The organism is Salinispirillum marinum (assembly GCF_042650105.1).
GTDB classification, from domain to species: domain Bacteria; phylum Pseudomonadota; class Gammaproteobacteria; order Pseudomonadales; family Natronospirillaceae; genus Salinispirillum; species Salinispirillum marinum.
On record NZ_JBHSAL010000002.1, the window covers coordinates 407,503 to 425,714 of the forward strand.

The following is an 18,212-nucleotide window of genomic DNA, read 5'->3' on the forward strand; positions in this document are numbered from 1 at the left end:
CATGCCTTGGCCCCGTGCATGGCGCCAAAGAACACCATTATCCTATGCATTATGGCCTTTGAGTGTGCTGTATCGGTTACTCTCCCGCTGGCAACAAAAACGGTTACTGAAACAACAAGTTACCTTGTCTGTACCCGTCATCGTGGTCGGCAATATTGTGGTGGGTGGAACGGGAAAAACACCGTTTTTGCTTTGGTTTGTAGAGTTTTTGCGTCAACAAGGGTATCGGCCCGGAATCGTTTCCCGTGGTTATGGTCGTCAACAAGCTACACCTTCGTTGGTGCAGCCAACCGATAGTGCCGTTGCCGTCGGAGATGAACCGTTGTTGATTGCGCAACACGCAAATGTGCCAGTATGTGTGGGGCAGAATCGGCTAATGGCGGCGCAATGGCTCATGCAACAGCACCCGGAATTGGATGTGATCATCAGTGATGATGGCCTACAACACCTCCGCTTGCCGCGTGATTTGGAAATATGCCTGTTCGATGGTCAGGTCGTAGCCGGTAATCGTTGGCTGTTGCCCGCCGGACCGTTGCGTGAACCGCTGGGCCGATTAGCACAGGTTAATTTGGTGATCGGGAAGGGCCGGGCTTTAACGGGGTCATATGCGGTGGACTCGGTGCAAGAACACCTGCAGGGTACACCCACTTTGGTGATGCAAACCGCCATCGGTGAACCGGTTCCCATGACCGTAAATCTTTCGCCTGCGCCTGATTCGTCAACCCCCATTATTGCCTACTGTGGCATAGGGCAGCCGGAGTCCTTCTTTTCGGCTTTGCGGGCACAGGGATGGAATATTCGACCTTTTGTCGTGTCTGACCATGCACCTGTGAACGCCACTATTTTAGAGCAGTTTCGTGGGCAGACCGTCTTTATGACCAGCAAGGATGCGGTGAAATTTCGTGCCTTTGAGCTACCCTTTGCCGCGTATGAAGTGCCCTTACGTGTACAGTTTTCAGATTCGGACATGGTGGTTTTACGGCAGGTGCTAGCGTCCGTTTTAACGAGGTTTTTATGACTACGACGTCTTTTCGCGTGGTGATTCCAGCACGCTACCAAAGTACCCGCTTACCAGGCAAACCCTTGGCGGATATTCTGGGTAAGCCCATGGTGCAATGGGTTTATGAGGCTGCTCTGCGCAGTGCGGCGAGTTCTGTGGTGATCGCGACGGATGAACAAAAAATTGTCGATGCCGTACGAGCCTTTGGCGGCGCAGTGACGATGACGTCCCCTGATCATGTGTCGGGAACGGACCGTTTGGCGGAAGTCGCGCAACGTGAGGGCTGGTCTGCGGATGATGTGATCGTTAATGTCCAAGGGGATGAGCCTGCCATTGACCCTGAATTGATTGACCAGGTAGGGGCCTTGCTGGCGCGTCACCCGGTGGCAGGGGTGGCAACCTTGTGTACACCCATTCATCATGAGACCGAAATGCTCGACCCGAACGCAGTAAAAGTTGTCTATGGCGACGATGCGCTGGCCATGTACTTCAGCCGCGCTGCCATACCCTGGAACCGCGATGGGTCTGCTGTTGATCCTTTAGGTCATCGTCACTTGGGCATTTATGGTTATCGGGTGGCTGCACTCCAGCAATTCACTACTTGGCCGGTGGGCCGACTTGAAGCCATCGAAAAATTAGAGCAGTTGAGATTCATGGAGCAGGGGGTTCGAATAGCCATTGAGCCAGCCAAGACGGTCCCTTTTCCCGGCGTTGATACGCCCGCCGATCTGCACCGCATTACAGAATTGTTGCGTAACCGAGTAAGGGAAGGTGGCCGGTGACTGTACCTGTGAATGTTCAGTCACGTTTTAATTTACAGTCTTTTCATACGTTGGCTTGCCCCAGTGTTGCCGAATTTGCCGTCGAGGCGGTTGATCGGTCAACACTGATCCAAGCGCTGTCATGGGCCCGGCAACAAGCCCTGCCGATTCAGATCTTGGGAGAAGGCAGTAACGTTGTTCCCGAAGCTTGGATCCCGGGCCTGACCATCATCAATCGGTTGGCCGGTTTGAAATGCACGGCACAGGATTCGCACTATGTATCGTTAAAGGTAGCCAGCGGAGTATCTTGGCATTGGTTGGTGTTATTTACCTCGGCTCAAGGGTGGTATGGGCTTGAGAATCTGGCCTTGATTCCAGGTACCGTGGGGGCGGCACCGGTACAAAACATCGGTGCCTATGGGGTCGAATTTCGTGATGTATTTTCCGAATTAACCGCCGTTCATGTTCTTACGGGTGAGCTGCGTACCTTTGGTGCTTCCGCTTGTCGTTTTGGATATCGAGAGTCCGTGTTTAAACAAGAAGAGGCCGGTCAGTGGTGTATCCTTGATGTGACCTTGCGTTTGGCGCGCCAATTTAAGCCGACATTAACGTATGGGCCCTTGGCTATGCTACAACCCGTCAGCTCCCGTGAGTTGATCGATACCGTTGTGCGAGTGCGGCAGGAAAAGTTGCCCGATCCTAAGGTTATTCCAAACGCTGGTAGCTTTTTTACCAACCCATTGGTGGATGTCAACACCGCCCGGCGGCTCAAAGAAACGTGGCCTGATCTGCCCGTTTATCCGCAGGAGAATGGTCACAGTGTTAAATTGGCGGCAGGTTGGTTAATTGAACAGGCCGGATTGAAGGGACAGTACGATTCCATTACTGGTATCGGCGCGTATGAAAAACAGGCATTGGTGCTGATCAATCCACAATGTGCCTCAGGACAGGCTGTATTGGCGCAAGCTCAGCTCATTGCTGACGTTGTAGAGGATCGATTTGGTGTTCATTTAACACCTGAACCTAGAATGTTCCCATAAAAAAACCCGCCGGAGCGGGTTTTCTTAACCGTCTGCGTTCCTTATTCCTGCCCTTGCTCAGGAGCAGACGCCGTTGACGCCTTGTCATCTTGTGCGGCGGCCTTTGCGGCGGCTTCACGTTGCTGTTGACGACGACGCTCGCGCGGATCATTTGGCGCGCGACCCGTTGCTGTCGCAACAGGCTTGTCTTCTTTTTGCTCGACAACAGCCGCAGGTTGTTCCGTGTTAACCTGGCTTTCCACCACAGGCTCTAGTGGTTTTTCCACTTTCGGCTGCTCATTTACAGCTGGTTCAGGCTTTTTCGGTTCTGTCGGAGTTGCAACGGGCTCCGCAGATACTGCTGCGGGGGCTTCAGAGGAAGCTGCGACCTGTTCGGTGTTTGACTCCAGCGTAGAGCTGTTGTCATTTTCCTTTGCTTGCTCCGAAGCATTCTTGCTGGCGCGAGCAGTGCGACGACGACCATCAGAGGTTTTATCTGCAGCCTTGCCGCGAGGCCGACGCGTGCGTGTCGACTTGGGCTTACTGTCCTTCTTAACCTCAGATGTTTCTGATTCTGTCGTATTCGCCGCTGAATCGACATTGTCGTCAACCTCTTTCGGCACAGGTGCTTCTTCCTGCTTCGATGCAGCGGGTGACGATTCAGATTGTGCTTCATGGCCTGACGTTTCAGATGCCTTCGGATTGTCTGACGGCTGCTCTGTAACAGAGTCTTGGCTTACCTCTGGCGTCGTGGACAATTCAGTCGATGTGTTGTCCGCAGTTTTAACCGCTTGACTGACAATGGCTTCTTTGGTGACGGCCTGTGTCTCTTCATTCACATCCGATGTTGGCGCGGCAGCATCCAGAGGCTGTTTCAACTCTTCCGGACGATTGTCGGCACGATCGCGGCGGTTCTGACCTTTGCTGGCATTCGCATCGCGCGGGCGACGAGCTGGCCCATTGGCGTTGCGGGGTTCGGCCGACTTGCTGTCCGTCCGCGGGCTATCTGCTTTCGCATTATCATTGCGGTTACCACGATTGGTTGTGCTGTTGCCATCGCTGACTTTTTCACGGCCTTCGTTCCGATTGCGTCCACCCGATTTACGGCGATTGCTGCGGCTCTCGTCGTTACCTTCTGAAGCGCTATTGCGTTGTGCATTGTTGGGCCGATTCGTCGGGTTTTGATTGCGACGATTGCCACTACGATCACCACGCTCATTGCGTTCGCGTGATTCCGGACGCGCAGAACTCCGATCCCGTTGACGGTTGTTCGCCGTATTCGCAGGCTTCTTACCGGGTTTGGTTTCACTGATCTCGGCGTCATTCGACTTAAACAAACCGAAGATACGAGCCAGCAAGCCTGGAGACTTCTCGGTAGTGGCTTTTTCGGTCGGCTTGGTTGCTGGTGTAGGTGCCGGGCCATTCGGGCCAATGATGCCAGAGATGGCTGCTTGTTCAGGCTTAACCGCACGCTCTAGGACGGCCTCTTGTTCATTACGAACTTCAGGCAGTTTCAGTGCATACGACGGTTCAGACTCGTCCAGTGTTTCATCGTCATCACGCACTCGAACCACATCATAATGCGGTGTTTCCATGTTTGGATCAGGAATCACCAGAATTTGTACTTTGTGTTCGCGTTCAATTTTCGCCAAGGCTTGGCGCTTCTCATTCAGCAAGAAGGTAGCCACGCTCATTGGAACAATACAGCGCACTTGGGCTGTGCGCTCTTTGAACGACTCTTCTTCCGCAAGGCGTAAGATCGCTAAGGCCAACGATTTAACGTCTCGAATCATGCCGTGGCCTTCACACCGAGGGCACACCACACCGCTGGTTTCACCCAAGGAGGGACGTAACCGCTGACGTGACATTTCAAGCAAACCAAAGCGTGAAATGCGACCAATCTGAATGCGTGCGCGGTCGGCGTCAGTGGCCGCTTTAATACGGTTTTCCACATCACGCTGATGGCGACTCTGCGCCATATCAATGAAATCGATTACAACCAAACCGCCCATATCACGCAGACGTAACTGGCGCGCAATTTCATCAGCCGCTTCAATATTGGTATTGAAGGCGGTTTCTTCGATATCGACACCCTTGGTCGCGCGTGACGAGTTGATATCAATCGATACCAGGGCTTCGGTGGGGTCAATCACAATAGAGCCACCGGACGGCAGTTTAACTTCACGCTGAAAAGCGGATTCAATCTGCGTTTCAATTTGATAGCGACTGAACAGTGGAACGGCGTCTTGATACAGTTTGATTTTCTGCTCGAAACTCGGCATGACCTTGCGCACAAACTCCAGCGCGTAGTCATAGACATCCGAGCTGTCGATCAACACTTCACCAATGTCTTGGCGCAGATAATCACGAATAGCACGAATGATCACATTGCTTTCTTGCAAAATCAGGAACGGGGCAGGGCGCGTTTGGGCCGTGGTTTCAATGGTTTCCCAAAGTTGTAACAAATAGTCCAAGTCCCATTGCAGTTCTTCGGCTGTACGGCCGATGCCCGCAGTACGAACAATGACGCCCATGCCATCAGGAATTTTTACGCCGTTAAGGGCATCTTTCAGTTGGGCGCGCTCTTCGCCTTCAATGCGGCGTGAAATACCTCCGGCACGAGGATTGTTGGGCATCAGCACCAAGTATCGGCCCGCCAGACTGATCAGGGTGGTTAACGCCGCACCTTTGGTGCCGCGCTCTTCTTTGTCCACCTGAACAATAACTTCTGTGCCTTCTTTTAATACGTCTTTAATATTAATGCGACCTTGGACATTCGGGTCGCGAAAATAGCTGCGAGAGATTTCTTTGAGGGGAAGAAAACCATGACGATCAGAACCGAAATCAACAAAAGCGGCCTCTAGTGAGGGCTCTACCCGGGTAATTTTACCCTTGTAGATGTTGGCTTTTTTTTGCTCTCTCGAGCCGGTTTCAATGTCAAGGTCGTAAAGGAATTGGCCATCAACCAACGCCACCCGGATCTCTTCCGACTGGGTTGCATTTATCAGCATTCTTTTCATGTAGAATCTGTACTCTAATCCATTGGTTTGCGAAAAGAGCAACAGGCATTGGGTACGCCAAGAACCCTGGAGTTCTTGGCTTGTCTGAACGGCTCCTGATGAAATCAGGAACCAGAAAATTCTGTGGTAATAAATGCGCTACGGATGGAGTAATCTCCATTTAACCTGCTTTTCTTTGCAGTACGCCTGCCAACTCACTACGTGAGTGAAACGATAATATCCAGTTTGTCGTACTGTCGCTGATCAGTCAGCAGGGTCCGTGGCTGCACCTAGTTACGGTAGCATTCAGCAAACCTAAATTCTGTTGCTCGCTATGCCGCTACTGCGATGGGTAGGTCACGGAGTTAACGGCGGGCTGTTCGGCTACGCACTGAGCGGCTGGTCACTGTGGGCAGTTATCTGACCTGGACATAGGCGCCTTCATTAATTGCATCGAGTATGCGATGTTCGCTACTGGATGCCTCTGTGACCTCCAGCATGGCAGGAGGCGGACAAAACTCATTCGTTGTTCGGAGATCGGCGTGTTCGAGGCCGCACCAGATACAACAACGCTCGTGCAATATAGCAGAAAAACTGAGTGCTTCAAATGGTATTCACCTGATAAGATATTGAAATGAAAGAGAAATCAGAAAATATTGTGCAATATCATGTGGTTGATGAGCAGCACGCCGGGCAGCGCTTGGATAATTTCCTGCTAGCGATCCGGCGTGGCGTGCCTAAATCACTCATTTATCGGGTCATTCGCAAGGGTGAAGTGCGGGTTAATAAGAAGCGCGCGAAGCCATTAGATAAACTGATGCTCGGTGATGAAGTGCGCATTCCCCCGATGTCATATGCCGAACGCGGCGAGTCGCCTAAGCCAACGCCGAATTTTGCCCAGCGTTTACGCGACAGCGTATTGTGGGATGACGATGCCTTGCTGATACTGAACAAACCAAGTGGTTTGGCTGTGCACGGTGGTAGCGGTATTGATTTGGGTTTGATTGAAAGTGTGCGTCAGGTGTTTCCGGAGTATCGTTTTTTAGAATTGGTGCATCGACTTGATCGGGATACCTCGGGTTGCGTTATGATCGCAAAGAAGCGCAGCGCACTTAAAGTTATGCATGAATTGTTGCGTTCGCGGTCGTTGGACAAAGGTTATTTGTGCATCGTTCATGGGGCTTGGCCTAAGTCTTTGCGGCAAGTGAGTGAGCCGTTAAAGAAACAGGTTTTGCAGTCCGGTGAGCGCCTAGTAAAAGTGGATGCCGTGGACGGCAAACCCTCAGACACGCGGTTTCGGGTGATTGAGTCGTTTGGTGACCTTGCCAGTTTGGTCGCTGCCTTTCCAAAAACCGGACGTACCCATCAGATTCGTGTGCATACCCAATGCCAAGGGCATGTGATTCTGGGTGATGTTAAATACGCCTCCAGTGAAGAATTAGCGCAGGCCAAACAGATGGGTGTTAGTCGACTGCTTTTGCATGCGGCTTCTCTGCGTTTTAGTCATCCTTTTACGCAAGAAGAGGTGCGTGTAGAGGCGCCGATGCCAGACGCATTTCGACAGGTTATGCAATCTTTATCTTCTGCCCGCGCCATGTCGTGAGCGAAGCCTTTCCTGTTATTCAGTTTTGAGGTGAGTTGTGGAGCTAAACCCTAAGGGCAATGATCAGCCAAGTCGTCGAGAATGGCAGTTGATTGAGAAGGTGGTACTGACGCACAGTGAGGAGCTAAAAAAATCCCGTCGTTGGGGTATTGTTTTTAAGTCACTGACATTTTTATATCTGTTTGCCATTCTGCTCTTGGCGTTGCGCGGTAGCTTTTGGTCCGCATCTGAAGACATTGTGTCCACTGGCGGTCATACGGCAGTCGTTAAGGTGCATGGGGTAATTGCGGATGGCGCAGATGCCTCGTTTGAATCGTTGCGACGGCCGCTCATGGATGCGTTTGCTCACCCGGATACCAGGGCGGTGGTGTTGTCCATTAACTCGCCAGGTGGCAGTCCCGTTCAAGCCCAAATGATGTATGACTTGGTACGGCAATTACGACAAGATCATGAGCAGGTTCCAGTGTATGCCGTTATTGAGGAGATCGGCGCAAGCGGTGGTTATTTTGTGGCCGCAGCAGCCGATGAGATTTATGCCAGTGGTGCCAGCTTGGTCGGCTCGATTGGGGTTATTTCCAGTGGCTTCGGTTTTTCGGAAGCCATGGAGCGCTTGGGTATAGAGCGTCGATTGTATACGTCCGGTGAAAATAAAGCCTTTCTCGATGCGTTCAGTCCAGAAAATGAGGCGGAAACAGCCCACTGGGAAAATGTGTTGGGCGATGTGCATCGGCAGTTTATTGCAGCGGTGGAGCAAGGTCGTGGCGAGCGACTGCAACGTGATGATCCGCGTATTTTTAATGGCTTTATGTGGACGGGCGCACAAGCGGTGAATTTGGGGCTAACCGATGGCGTGAGTACGGTGCGTGGGCTAGCGGAGCAAATAGGTAGCCCCCGTATCTATTTCTTTGATGCGGAAAAAGACCCTTGGCGGCAAATTCTGGAAGATTTTGGCGTGTCCATCGGGCAGGGTGTGGCGAACATCCTGCTCTCGATGGGCGATGAACCTAGTTTGACCTTGCAGTAAATAGGTTTTGTGGCGTTCTCTATTGGCGCTACAAATACTCTTTGCCTGCCGTGGTGCGCTGTAGGCATGCGCCGAGAGCTCTTGCTGGGGTTCTTGAGGCGTTTGCTACAAAACCTTCATGCCGTGTTTTTGCAGTAGGCTACACAATGCAATTAAGGGCAACCCGATCAGGCTCGTTGGGTCGGCGCCTTGATGGCGTGCAAAGAGCGCGCTGCCCAAGCCTTCGGATTTAAAACTGCCGGCACAATCCAGCGGCTGCTCCAGTTCAATGTAACGGTCTATTTCAGCATCGGTCAGGTTACGAAACTGAATTTCATAACGATCTACCAGCGCATCCTGTTGTCCGTTTGCACTATTGAATACACTAAGGCCCGTATAAAAGGTCACGGTTCTGCCGCTGGCGGCGCGCAACTGAGACTTGGCTTGATCTACTGTGCCGGGTTTGCCGATCGGCACGATGTCGTCCAAAGTGGCGACCTGATCACTGCCAATGATCAAGGCGTCGGTAAACGTGTCAGCTAAGCTCTCCGCTTTTAATGACGCGAGGCGCAAGGCAAGCGTTTCCGGCATTTCGCCCGGTAGAGGCGTTTCATCTGCATCGGGACGGGCCGTTTGGAACGGAATATGGAGCCTCGTGAGCAATTCTTTACGATATGGCGATGTCGAAGCGAGAATAAGTTGCATATTTCTTAATTTCATTTTGACAGTTAGGAGGGTGGAGAATATCATACTGCGCCCATGACAAACTCAGCGCTCCCTAATTTTTTTGAGCCATATCGCCTAGCGGATCGAAATGCCCGCTTCAGCGGCTCTGTATCAGCCAATCTTTTGCCTCGTGTGAAAGAAGCAGTGGTGGCGCTTGAATCAGTAAATGTCGCGGTTGAGTTCAGTCGAGATCAAGATGGGTATCGCGTTGCAGCAGGTCGCGTAACCGGCGAAGTTACTTTAACCTGTGAACGCTGTATGGGTGATATGCACTACAGCGTCGATACCGAGTTTGAATTGGCGTTGGTGGCTGAGGAGTCTCAGGTGCCGTCGTTGCCAAAGCGCTATGACCCATGGCTTGTACCGCCTGGGGAAGAAGTCGCTGTTGGTGCGCTACTGGAAGATACGCTTCTGTTAGCCATACCGGTATTTCCTAAGCATGAGCCTGAGGAATGCCAGATAAAAATGTCTTTCGGTATCGAGAACGAGGATGATCCGTCCTTGAGTTCGGTACCAGAGAAACCTAACCCGTTTAGCATCCTGGCTGACTTAAAAGCCAGTCAGAAAAAGTAGGAGTAATTGTACAATGGCCGTTCAACAGAACAAAAAGACCCGCGCTCGCCGTGGTGATCGTCGCTCGCATGATGCACTGGGTGCTAATGCAGCAATTTCAGAAGACAATGTAACGGGTGAAAAGCACCTGCGTCACCACGTAACGCCTGACGGTTTCTATCGTGGTCGTAAAGTCGTTGATAAAGGCGACGAGTAAGCTTAATTAATCAGCTTACAAATGAACGGCGGTGGCAGTGAATGTCCCGCCGTTTTTTATTGGCTAGGGCTTTCCTAGCATAAGTCTTTTGCCGGTTTCCCCTTGGCATTTGCCTTAAGGGTAAACATAATGACCGTCCAAACAAATTTAATACACTGGGAATCATCATGAGTCGGACCGCTTTTTTCTTTCCTGGTCAAGGTTCGCAATCTGTCGGCATGTTGGCCGATATGATAGGCAAAGAAGCCTTGGTCTCTGCGACCTTTTTCGAAGCGTCGGAAGTATTGGGTTATGATTTATTGGACTTAGTGGCCAACGGCCCAGAAGATGAACTAAACCGTACGGAAAGAACCCAGCCGGCCATTTTGACGGCCAGCGTTGCCTTGTGGCGTCTCTGGCAAGAGCGTCAAGGGTCTACGCCCGACTTTTTTGCCGGACACAGTTTAGGTGAATACAGTGCTTTGGTGGCGGCGCAGGTCATTACTTTTGCGGATGCCGTGAAGCTAGTGGAGACTCGAGGACGGCTCATGCAGTCTGCGGTGCCAGTGGGCGCTGGTGCAATGGCTGCTATTATTGGGCTGGACGATAGTGATGTGGTTGCGGCCTGCGCAGCGGCCGGACAAGAAGTGTGTGAAGCGGTCAATTTTAATGCTCCGGGTCAAGTAGTGATTGCTGGAACCGCAAAAGGGGTAGAGTTGGCCATGGCTTCGGCGAAAGAAAAGGGCGCGAAACGTGCCTTGCCACTGTCGGTAAGTGCCCCCAGTCACTGCGCCTTAATGCGTCCTGCGGCTGAACAACTGGCGGCAGAGCTCGCAATGATAGAATGGCAAACACCGACGCGTCCGGTCATACAAAATGTCGACGCGCGGGCGCATTCTGATGTCGAAATGTTGCGGACGAATTTAGTTGAGCAATTGTACCGTCCTGTACAATGGGTGCAGTCCGTGCAATTTGCGGCAGCCGCAGGTGTAACTTGGGCTGCTGAGTGCGGCCCCGGTAAGGTATTATCTGGGCTGGTTAAACGAATTGATAAAACCGTATCGGTCAGCCCATTGGAGCAGCCTGATGGCTTCGAGCAAGCGTTGGTCGATAGCAACAGTTAACGGAGAAGGAAACAGATTATGACAGAGCAAAACAAGGTCGCACTGGTTACTGGCGCAAGTCGAGGAATAGGTAAAGCCATTGCTCTTACGTTAGCGAGCCGTGGCTACCACGTAGCGGGTACCGCGACTTCAGAGAGCGGTGCGGGAAAAATATCGGAATACCTAACGGCAGCCGGTGTAGCGGGCAAGGGCTACACCATGAACGTGACCAGCCCGGAGAGTATTGCTGCTGCGTTGGCTGAGATCAAAGCCGATTTTGGCGAGCCTTTGATTGTTGTCAACAATGCCGGTATCACCAAAGACAATTTGTTCCTGCGCATGAAGGATGACGAATGGAATGATGTCATTGATACCAACTTAAGCTCTGTTTTTCGTCTCGCTAAAGCCTGCATAAAACCGATGACCAAGGCTCGTTGGGGTCGAATTGTGAGCGTTAGTTCAGTCATTGGTTCAATGGGCAACGCAGGTCAGGTAAACTATGGCGCATCGAAGGCCGGTATCGAAGGATTCACTCGGTCTTTAGCGAAAGAGATAGCGTCACGAAATATTACGGTGAATGCCGTAGCGCCAGGATTTATCCAAACGGACATGACGGATGAGTTACCAGCGGAACACAAAGAAAAAATCCTGTCGCAAGTACCCTTGGGTCGCTTGGGACAAGCCGAGGAGGTCGCCAAAGTGGTGGCTTTCTTGGTCAGTGATGATGCTAGCTATGTGACAGGGGAAACCTTGCACGTTAATGGCGGCATGTACATGGGTTAATAGTGAATTTTCTGCAAGTAATTTTTTACTTGCGGCGAGTTCCAGCCTTTTAATACACTAGCAACCGATTTAATTTTGATTGCTTGAACATTTTTGCGGGAGCATAACGATGAGTACTATTGAAGAGCGCGTAAAGAAGATCGTCTGCGAGCAGCTGGGCGCCAAAGAAGAAGATGTGACGCCACAAGCTTCTTTCGTTGATGACCTCGGCGCTGATTCACTGGACACCGTTGAATTGGTTATGGCTTTAGAAGAGGAATTCGAAACTGAAATTCCTGACGAAGAAGCTGAAAAATTGGCATCTGTGCAAGACGCCATCGATTACATCAATGCTCACCTGTCGTAATTGTTGCTAATTACCGAATAGGTTTTCAAAAGCCGTACTGTGATCAACACATGCGGCTTTTCTTGTTTCTAAAAGGGGAGTAATGCTATGTCTCGCCGTCGTGTTGTCGTGACAGGACTCGGAATGTTGTCACCTTTGGGCGTTAACGTGAATGACACATGGGCCGGAATTCTGGCTGGAAAAAGTGGTATTCGGCCTATCGAACACTTTGATCCGACACCTTTTGCTACACGTTTCTGTGGCACGGTTCCCGGCTTTGATACGGATGCATACATACATCCCAAAGAAGCAAAGAAAATGGACAAATTTATTCAGTACGGAATCGCCGCCGCGGTGCAAGCTGTGGAAGATTCAGGTATTGAAGTTACACCAGAGAATGCAGGCAGGATTGGTTGTTCAATCGGCTCTGGCATCGGTGGTTTAGAAACCATTGAGAAAAACCATGATGTGCTGAATTCAAGCGGCCCACGTCGTATTTCGCCGTTCTTTATCCCGGCTGCCATCATCAACATGATTGCGGGCAATCTCTCCATTCGTTATGGCATGAAAGGCCCCAATATTGCGATCACTACGGCCTGTACAACCGGTAGCCATTCCATCGGTTATGCTGCACGTACCATCGCCTACGGCGATGCTGATGTCATGGTGGCGGGTGGCGCAGAGTGCGCCTCTACACCCTTAGGTATTGGCGGATTTTCGGCGGCCCGTGCGCTGTCGCAACGCAATGACGATCCGCAAGGCGCCAGTCGGCCTTGGGATCGTGATCGTGATGGCTTTGTATTGGCCGACGGAGCGGGTGTGGTTGTACTGGAAGAGTATGAACGTGCCAAAGCGCGTGGCGCAAAAATTTATGCTGAGCTGACGGGTTTTGGCATGAGTGGTGATGCCTACCACATGACCTCTCCGCCAGAGAATGGTGCTGGGGCGGCGGCGTCTATGTTAAATGCGATTCAAGACGCAAAATTGACGGCACAAGACATTCACTACATCAATGCCCATGGCACATCAACACCGGCCGGTGACAAAGCCGAGTGTGCAGCAGCTAAATCTTTGTATGGCGCTGATTACAAGCAGATTCGCATGAGCTCTACGAAGTCGATGATCGGGCACCTTTTAGGCGCCGCAGGCGCTGTCGAAGCCATCTTCACCGTATTGGCTATTCGTGACCAAGTGGCTCCACCGACCATCAACCTGGAAAACCCGGACGAAGGTTGTGACGTGGACTTTATCGCTGATGGCGCACGGCCAATGAAGATTGATCATGCTATGTCGAATTCGTTTGGTTTCGGTGGCACAAACGGCACGTTGGTATTCAGCCGATTGTCTTAAATGCATTGCTCTGCTAGAGGATCTTGGCATGGCCCATGAACTCCGATTTTTGGCTGGCAGACCCGTTAACGTCGGGTTTGTTAGTCGAGCAGAGTTGTTAGGGCAAGGCGTGTTTGAAACCATGCGCTGGCAGGGTGGCATTCCACTGTTACCCTGGCATATCCATAGGCTGAAACAGGGCGCGCAGCAATTAGGTTATGGTCCTGATCAAGTAGCAACAAGCTTTTTGGCGGAATTGGAGCAGGTTACGGCTGATCTCGAATTGCATCGCCAGCATGTCGTACGTTATCAATTGTCCCATGTTCAGGCTGAACGGGGTTACGCTGCCAAGGCGGGCGACTTAACCAGCTTATGGCAAGTATCCGATGCTCCTCAAACGGTTGTCTCTTGTGTGAAAGGTGTAGAGTTCGATCCTGTCGCCATGACAACCGACCCATTGTCCGTCAGTAAACATGTCAACCGGCTGGACCAGGTTTTGGCTGCGCAGCGCTGTGCAGGGAAGACTTGGTTGCGTTGTGATGCTCAGGGCTATGTGCGTGAAGGGCTGAGCAGCAATCTCTTTTTCTCGCGCCATGGTATTGTGTACACCCCCAGGTTAGAGCATTGGGGCGTGGCCGGGGTACTGCGTGCTTGGCTGATAGACTATTTACGAACACAAAAAATACCGGTTGTGATCGGTGATTTTCTGCCGTCAGCAGTGTTGTCCGCCGAATCTGTTTGGCTTACTAATGCCGTGCGCGGCATACAATTGATCGAAAATATGGGTACTACGCCGTTCTCCGTGACCTCACCGCTGGTAACAAAGGTGCGTGAGGCTGTATTTGAGTTGTTTTATGAAAACCCTTAAACGTTGGCTCTTCATCTGTACGACCCTTGGCATATTGTTGTTCGCCGGTGCCTCGGGTTGGTTATATTCGTTATACAAGACACCCACCATGAATCTTGAACCCGTCGTGTTCGATGTTCCTCGCGGTTCTGGCGTTCGCTCCGTAGCCGGGCGGTTAGCCGAGCAAGGCATTTATCCGCATGCCGATTTTCTATACGGTTACGCTCGTTTAACCGAACAAACGGCCTTGCGCGCTGGTGAGTATGAAATTCCACCGCAGGCCACTGTGCCAGAGGTGTTGAGCCTTCTGCAAAGTGGTCGCACTCTGCAATATCAAATCACGTTTATTGAGGGGTGGCGCTTTCGTGATTGGCGTGTTGCTTTAACTGAACATGAGTTAATTGAACAAACTATTACGGAACTGTCCGATGAAGCCGTAGCTCAGGACCTGGCTTTGGATGCCGAAATACCGGAGGGGATGCTTTATCCGGACACCTACTTTTTCAGTAGAGGGGCGACGGACTTATCCATATTGGAACAAGCGCGTGACAAAATGGCGCGGGTGTTGGCTGAAGAATGGGAAAACAGGTCCGCCGAAGCCGTTGTGAAAACGCCTTATGAAGCCTTGATCTTGGCGTCCATTGTGGAGAAGGAAACGGGTGCGCCATGGGAGAGAGGAGAAATTTCGGGTGTGTTTACCCGCCGCCTGCAACGAAATATGCGCCTGGAAACTGACCCTACCGTCATTTACGGGCTGGGCGAAGATTTTCGCGGCAACATCACGCGCCGTCATCTTAACACTACGACACCGTACAACACCTATCGAGTCGGTGGCTTCCCTCCCACGCCTATTGCAATGCCCGGCACGGATGCTATTCGAGCGGCGCTGAACCCGGAGCCTGGAACCTCATTGTTCTTTGTGGCGCGGGGTGATGGGACGCATGAATTTAATGACACCTATGCCGATCACCAAGCGGCGGTTCGGCGCTTTCAACTGCGGCGCGCAGAAGATTATCGTTCATCACCGCCGCCGCAACCACCACCAGAGGCCGAACAATGACCGCACAAGGAAAGTTTATTTCCATTGAAGGATTGGAAGGTGTTGGCAAGTCGACCAACGTGCATTTTGTGAGTGACTATTTGTTCCGCAACAGCGTCGAACACATAGTGACCCGCGAACCGGGCGGAACCCCTTTGGCGGAGGACATTCGCCGCTTGCTATTGGAACCGCGCGAAGAGGCTGTAGATGCGTGGTGTGAACTTTTGTTGGTGTTTGGTGCGCGAGCGCAGCATTTAAATACGAAGATACGTCCGGCACTGGAAGAAGGTTTTTGGGTCGTCAGCGATCGGTTTACGGACGCCACCTTTGCCTATCAAGGCGCAGGGCGGGGGTTGCCGATGGGAGACATAGAGCACCTGGAACAGCTAGTGCAGCGAGGTCTAAAGCCCGATTTGACTATCCTGCTGGATGCGCCCGCTGATGTTGGGTTACAGCGGGCTTCGGCTCGGGGAGCTTTAGATCGTTTTGAAAATGAACGATTGCCGTTTTTCGAGCGGGCTCGTGACGTTTATTTGGCTCGTGCGAAAGCCGATCCGCAACGCTATTTGGTGGTCGATGCGACCTTGCCCTTGCCGATGGTACAGCAGCACATTGCAGACGGATTGAGTAAGTTGATCTGATGGATACTTTCCCTTGGCTTCAGCCCCTACAGGAACGTATTACACAGTTGGCTACCCAGCGTCGACTGCCACACGCCATGATGATCAGTGGCGGGGCAGGCATGGGTATTACATCGTGGTTAACATGGTTTGAATCCTATGTTTTATGCCAGCACGGGTCGTTAAGACCTTGTGGTCAGTGCCATGCGTGCCAGCTGCATGCAGCAGGTACACACCCTGATGGTCTGCGTCTGCAGCCGGACGGTAAGGCACAACTCATCAAAGTTGATGCAGTAAGGCAAGTGGTAAACTTTGCCCACAATACCGCGCAAGCGGGAGGCCAGAAGGTCATTGTGATTGAATCCGCCGAGCGCATGAATACGGCCGCCGCGAATGCATTATTAAAGATTCTTGAAGAACCGCCCGCTGGAACCTTTTTGTTATTGCAAACAGACGATATGAATGCACTGTTGCCGACCATCCGCAGCCGCGTACAACGGCTCTCCTTCGCCCCGCCAACCAAAGAGCAGTCCATTACCTGGTTGGTAAACAAAGGTGTGAACGAGGACACAGCAAAATTATTGTTGGCCTTGCATTATGGCCAGCCTTGTACCGGTTTGGCGGCACATGAACAAGGTATTTTGGTGCAGCGAGAGCCTTGGATTCGTGCGCTGGCTCAACAAATTCGTCAACCTATGCTCAATACGCGATCCTTGGAGTCATTTCTTACGACTGAGCCTGAGGTTTTGTTGCGCTGCTGGACGTCCTGGGTAACCGACATCATCAGAGTGGTTCAAACGGGCTCCACGGAGGGCGTTGTTAATCTCGATATGATTGATCAGTTGCCACGCATAGCCGAACAATATCCACAGGTACAGCCATGGTTTCGATTGTACGATGCGCTTCAAGATGTGACGCAGTCAGCACGTTTGAACAACAACTTAAACTGGCAATTGCTGTTGGAATCGTTCTGGCTTAGGATTCCCAGCATCCTAAAATAAACTCTGAGTGGTTACACCATGTTACCTGGAAGCGGTATTTTACAAGTCACCATGAAGGACAAGTCGGTCTTGTATGCAGCCTACATGCCTTGGGTGACGGGTGGTGGTTTATTTATTGCGACCAGTAAACCGTTTCGCTTGCACGATGATGTGTTTATTCTACTGAATTTGATGGATGAAGTAGAAAAAATACCCATCACAGGCCGTGTGGTCTGGATAACCCCAAAGGGTGCGCAGGGCAATCGGGCGACCGGGATTGGGGTGCAATTTGATGCCAAAAGTGAGTTGGCAAAAGATAAAATAGAAACTTATTTGGCGGGCACCGTCACCGCCGACCGTCCCACGCATACCATGTAAGTTCTATCTCTGTCTTGCGAGATATTCTGAACTATCCTTGGTTTCTTATACACGGCCTTCGTGCTACAGACTTTCAGTGTACTGATCTGCGATGAGGATTAACGCATTCTCTTTGGCGCGGCAGGATTTCAACTGGCCAACAAAGCCCCGAGCATGAGCCATATATTCCCGAGGCTAATTCAACATTATATTAAAACCTAATTTAGTAGTTCAGATAACCATAAGTCTATAGATAATGAATAAGAATATTATTGTTTAGTGATATGTTGATTTTGATATGACTATTTTAAAAAAAGTTATCACAATGTTAGAATAAAGTCGTTCAATACATTTTGCATCAAGGAAGTTAGGTATGAAGGACCATCTGCATCGATTATTTCCCGTTTCAGCAGCAGTATTAATTGTTTTTTCAATCGGTTGTTCGGACGATAAGGTCGTTGCAGATCTGTCGTCAACGGTAGCGGATAATGCTCATTCATTGACATGGATGAAATGCAGTGTCGGACAACGAGCACAAGGTGACGGTTGTGATGGTGATGCAGTGCGTTTGACATGGTACGAAGCCACTGACTTGGTTCGCCAATTAGAACCCGACTCTAGTAATCCATGGCGGCTACCGACGCCAGATGAACTGCTCAGTTTAGTTGATTGCGTCCAAGGCAGAGTGCAGGTCAACTCCGTTGATATGCGCTGTATTGTGGATGTCAATTCAGGGCGAGCCAATATCGATTACAATACGTTTCCCAACACCGAAGCAGCCTCTTACTGGTCATCAGTGACTCGAGATGATGCAATCGCTTGGCAAGTTGATTTTCAATCGGGTGAACCCGCAGGACATTTTCGCACTACTCCAAACTTTGTACGTCTAGTGCGCGATCAGTAACCGGTACTTAAGTGCTGCTGAATATTTCGGAGTTTCCATACTTCAGTTGAGATGATAAGTTACTCG

Annotated in this window: 19 protein-coding genes; 17 read left to right on the forward strand and 2 right to left on the reverse strand. The window is 51.2% G+C overall.

Going from position 1 to position 18,212, the window contains the following annotated elements:
* The first annotated feature begins 1 nt into the window (after position 1).
* From lpxK to murB, 3 genes are read left to right on the forward strand one after another with little or no spacing between them, the layout of a single operon-like run.
* Positions 2-1,018, forward strand: a complete 1,017-nt coding sequence (gene lpxK / locus ACFOSD_RS09025; RefSeq protein ID WP_380695678.1) for a tetraacyldisaccharide 4'-kinase — start codon at positions 2-4, stop codon at positions 1,016-1,018.
* Positions 1,015-1,782, forward strand: a complete 768-nt coding sequence (gene kdsB, locus ACFOSD_RS09030) for a 3-deoxy-manno-octulosonate cytidylyltransferase (protein ID WP_380695679.1) — start codon at positions 1,015-1,017, stop codon at positions 1,780-1,782. The genes lpxK and kdsB overlap by 4 nt, the downstream gene beginning before the upstream one ends.
* On the forward strand, positions 1,779-2,801 hold the full coding sequence (murB, locus tag ACFOSD_RS09035) for a UDP-N-acetylmuramate dehydrogenase (RefSeq protein ID WP_380695681.1): 1,023 nt from the start codon (positions 1,779-1,781) through the stop codon (positions 2,799-2,801). Before kdsB ends, murB begins: the two co-directional genes overlap by 4 nt.
* Positions 2,802-2,842: 41 nt before the next feature.
* Here murB and rne read toward each other — a convergent pair whose 3' ends face one another.
* On the reverse strand, positions 2,843-5,800 hold the full coding sequence (gene rne, locus ACFOSD_RS09040) for a ribonuclease E (protein ID WP_380695683.1): 2,958 nt from the start codon (positions 5,798-5,800) through the stop codon (positions 2,843-2,845).
* A gap of 613 nt (positions 5,801-6,413) precedes the next feature.
* Here rne and rluC point away from each other — a divergent pair.
* Positions 6,414-7,382, forward strand: coding sequence for a 23S rRNA pseudouridine(955/2504/2580) synthase RluC (gene rluC, locus ACFOSD_RS09045; RefSeq protein WP_380695685.1), 969 nt, complete (start codon positions 6,414-6,416; stop codon positions 7,380-7,382).
* A gap of 37 nt (positions 7,383-7,419) precedes the next feature.
* Positions 7,420-8,406, forward strand: a complete 987-nt coding sequence (locus ACFOSD_RS09050; RefSeq protein WP_380695687.1) for a S49 family peptidase — start codon at positions 7,420-7,422, stop codon at positions 8,404-8,406.
* 105 nt (positions 8,407-8,511) lie between these two features.
* On the opposite strand, the gene ACFOSD_RS09055 is transcribed toward ACFOSD_RS09050, so the two are convergent.
* Entirely contained in the window at positions 8,512-9,090 is a 579-nt protein-coding gene (locus tag ACFOSD_RS09055; RefSeq protein WP_380695689.1) for a Maf family protein, read from the reverse strand.
* Positions 9,091-9,258: 168 nt separating this feature from the next.
* Between ACFOSD_RS09055 and ACFOSD_RS09060 the strand changes: the two genes are divergently transcribed.
* From ACFOSD_RS09060 to ACFOSD_RS09115, 12 genes are all read left to right on the forward strand, one after another.
* A complete protein-coding gene (locus tag ACFOSD_RS09060; RefSeq protein ID WP_380695691.1) occupies positions 9,259-9,684 on the forward strand; it encodes a YceD family protein in 426 nt (141 codons plus the stop codon).
* Positions 9,685-9,697: 13 nt separating this feature from the next.
* The gene (gene rpmF / locus ACFOSD_RS09065) at positions 9,698-9,880 is read left to right on the forward strand and encodes a 50S ribosomal protein L32 (protein ID WP_380695693.1); all 183 of its coding nucleotides are present in this window, start codon (positions 9,698-9,700) and stop codon (positions 9,878-9,880) included.
* Positions 9,881-10,047: 167 nt separating this feature from the next.
* On the forward strand, positions 10,048-10,983 hold the full coding sequence (gene fabD / locus ACFOSD_RS09070; RefSeq protein WP_380695695.1) for an ACP S-malonyltransferase: 936 nt from the start codon (positions 10,048-10,050) through the stop codon (positions 10,981-10,983).
* Positions 10,984-11,001: 18 nt separating this feature from the next.
* Entirely contained in the window at positions 11,002-11,745 is a 744-nt protein-coding gene (fabG, locus tag ACFOSD_RS09075) for a 3-oxoacyl-ACP reductase FabG (protein ID WP_380695697.1), read from the forward strand.
* A gap of 109 nt (positions 11,746-11,854) precedes the next feature.
* A complete protein-coding gene (acpP, locus tag ACFOSD_RS09080; protein WP_380695699.1) occupies positions 11,855-12,091 on the forward strand; it encodes an acyl carrier protein in 237 nt (78 codons plus the stop codon).
* Between the two features lie 87 nt (positions 12,092-12,178).
* Positions 12,179-13,420 (forward strand): beta-ketoacyl-ACP synthase II, encoded by a 1,242-nt coding sequence (fabF, locus tag ACFOSD_RS09085; RefSeq protein ID WP_380695701.1) that lies wholly within the window; start codon positions 12,179-12,181, stop codon positions 13,418-13,420.
* A gap of 28 nt (positions 13,421-13,448) precedes the next feature.
* Complete coding sequence (locus ACFOSD_RS09090; RefSeq protein ID WP_380695703.1) at positions 13,449-14,267, forward strand: aminotransferase class IV; 819 nt, start codon at positions 13,449-13,451, stop codon at positions 14,265-14,267.
* A complete protein-coding gene (mltG, locus tag ACFOSD_RS09095) occupies positions 14,254-15,306 on the forward strand; it encodes an endolytic transglycosylase MltG (RefSeq protein ID WP_380695705.1) in 1,053 nt (350 codons plus the stop codon). The genes ACFOSD_RS09090 and mltG overlap by 14 nt, the downstream gene beginning before the upstream one ends.
* Positions 15,303-15,926: a dTMP kinase gene (gene tmk / locus ACFOSD_RS09100; RefSeq protein ID WP_380695707.1), complete on the forward strand. Its 624-nt coding sequence runs from the start codon at positions 15,303-15,305 to the stop codon at positions 15,924-15,926. The genes mltG and tmk overlap by 4 nt, the downstream gene beginning before the upstream one ends.
* The gene (gene holB / locus ACFOSD_RS09105) at positions 15,926-16,906 is read left to right on the forward strand and encodes a DNA polymerase III subunit delta' (RefSeq protein WP_380695709.1); all 981 of its coding nucleotides are present in this window, start codon (positions 15,926-15,928) and stop codon (positions 16,904-16,906) included. Before tmk ends, holB begins: the two co-directional genes overlap by 1 nt.
* 18 nt (positions 16,907-16,924) lie before the next feature.
* Positions 16,925-17,263, forward strand: a complete 339-nt coding sequence (locus ACFOSD_RS09110) for a PilZ domain-containing protein (protein ID WP_380695711.1) — start codon at positions 16,925-16,927, stop codon at positions 17,261-17,263.
* A 352-nt stretch (positions 17,264-17,615) separates the two neighbouring features.
* Complete coding sequence (locus ACFOSD_RS09115; RefSeq protein ID WP_380695713.1) at positions 17,616-18,146, forward strand: Lcl C-terminal domain-containing protein; 531 nt, start codon at positions 17,616-17,618, stop codon at positions 18,144-18,146.
* Positions 18,147-18,212 lie beyond the last annotated feature (66 nt).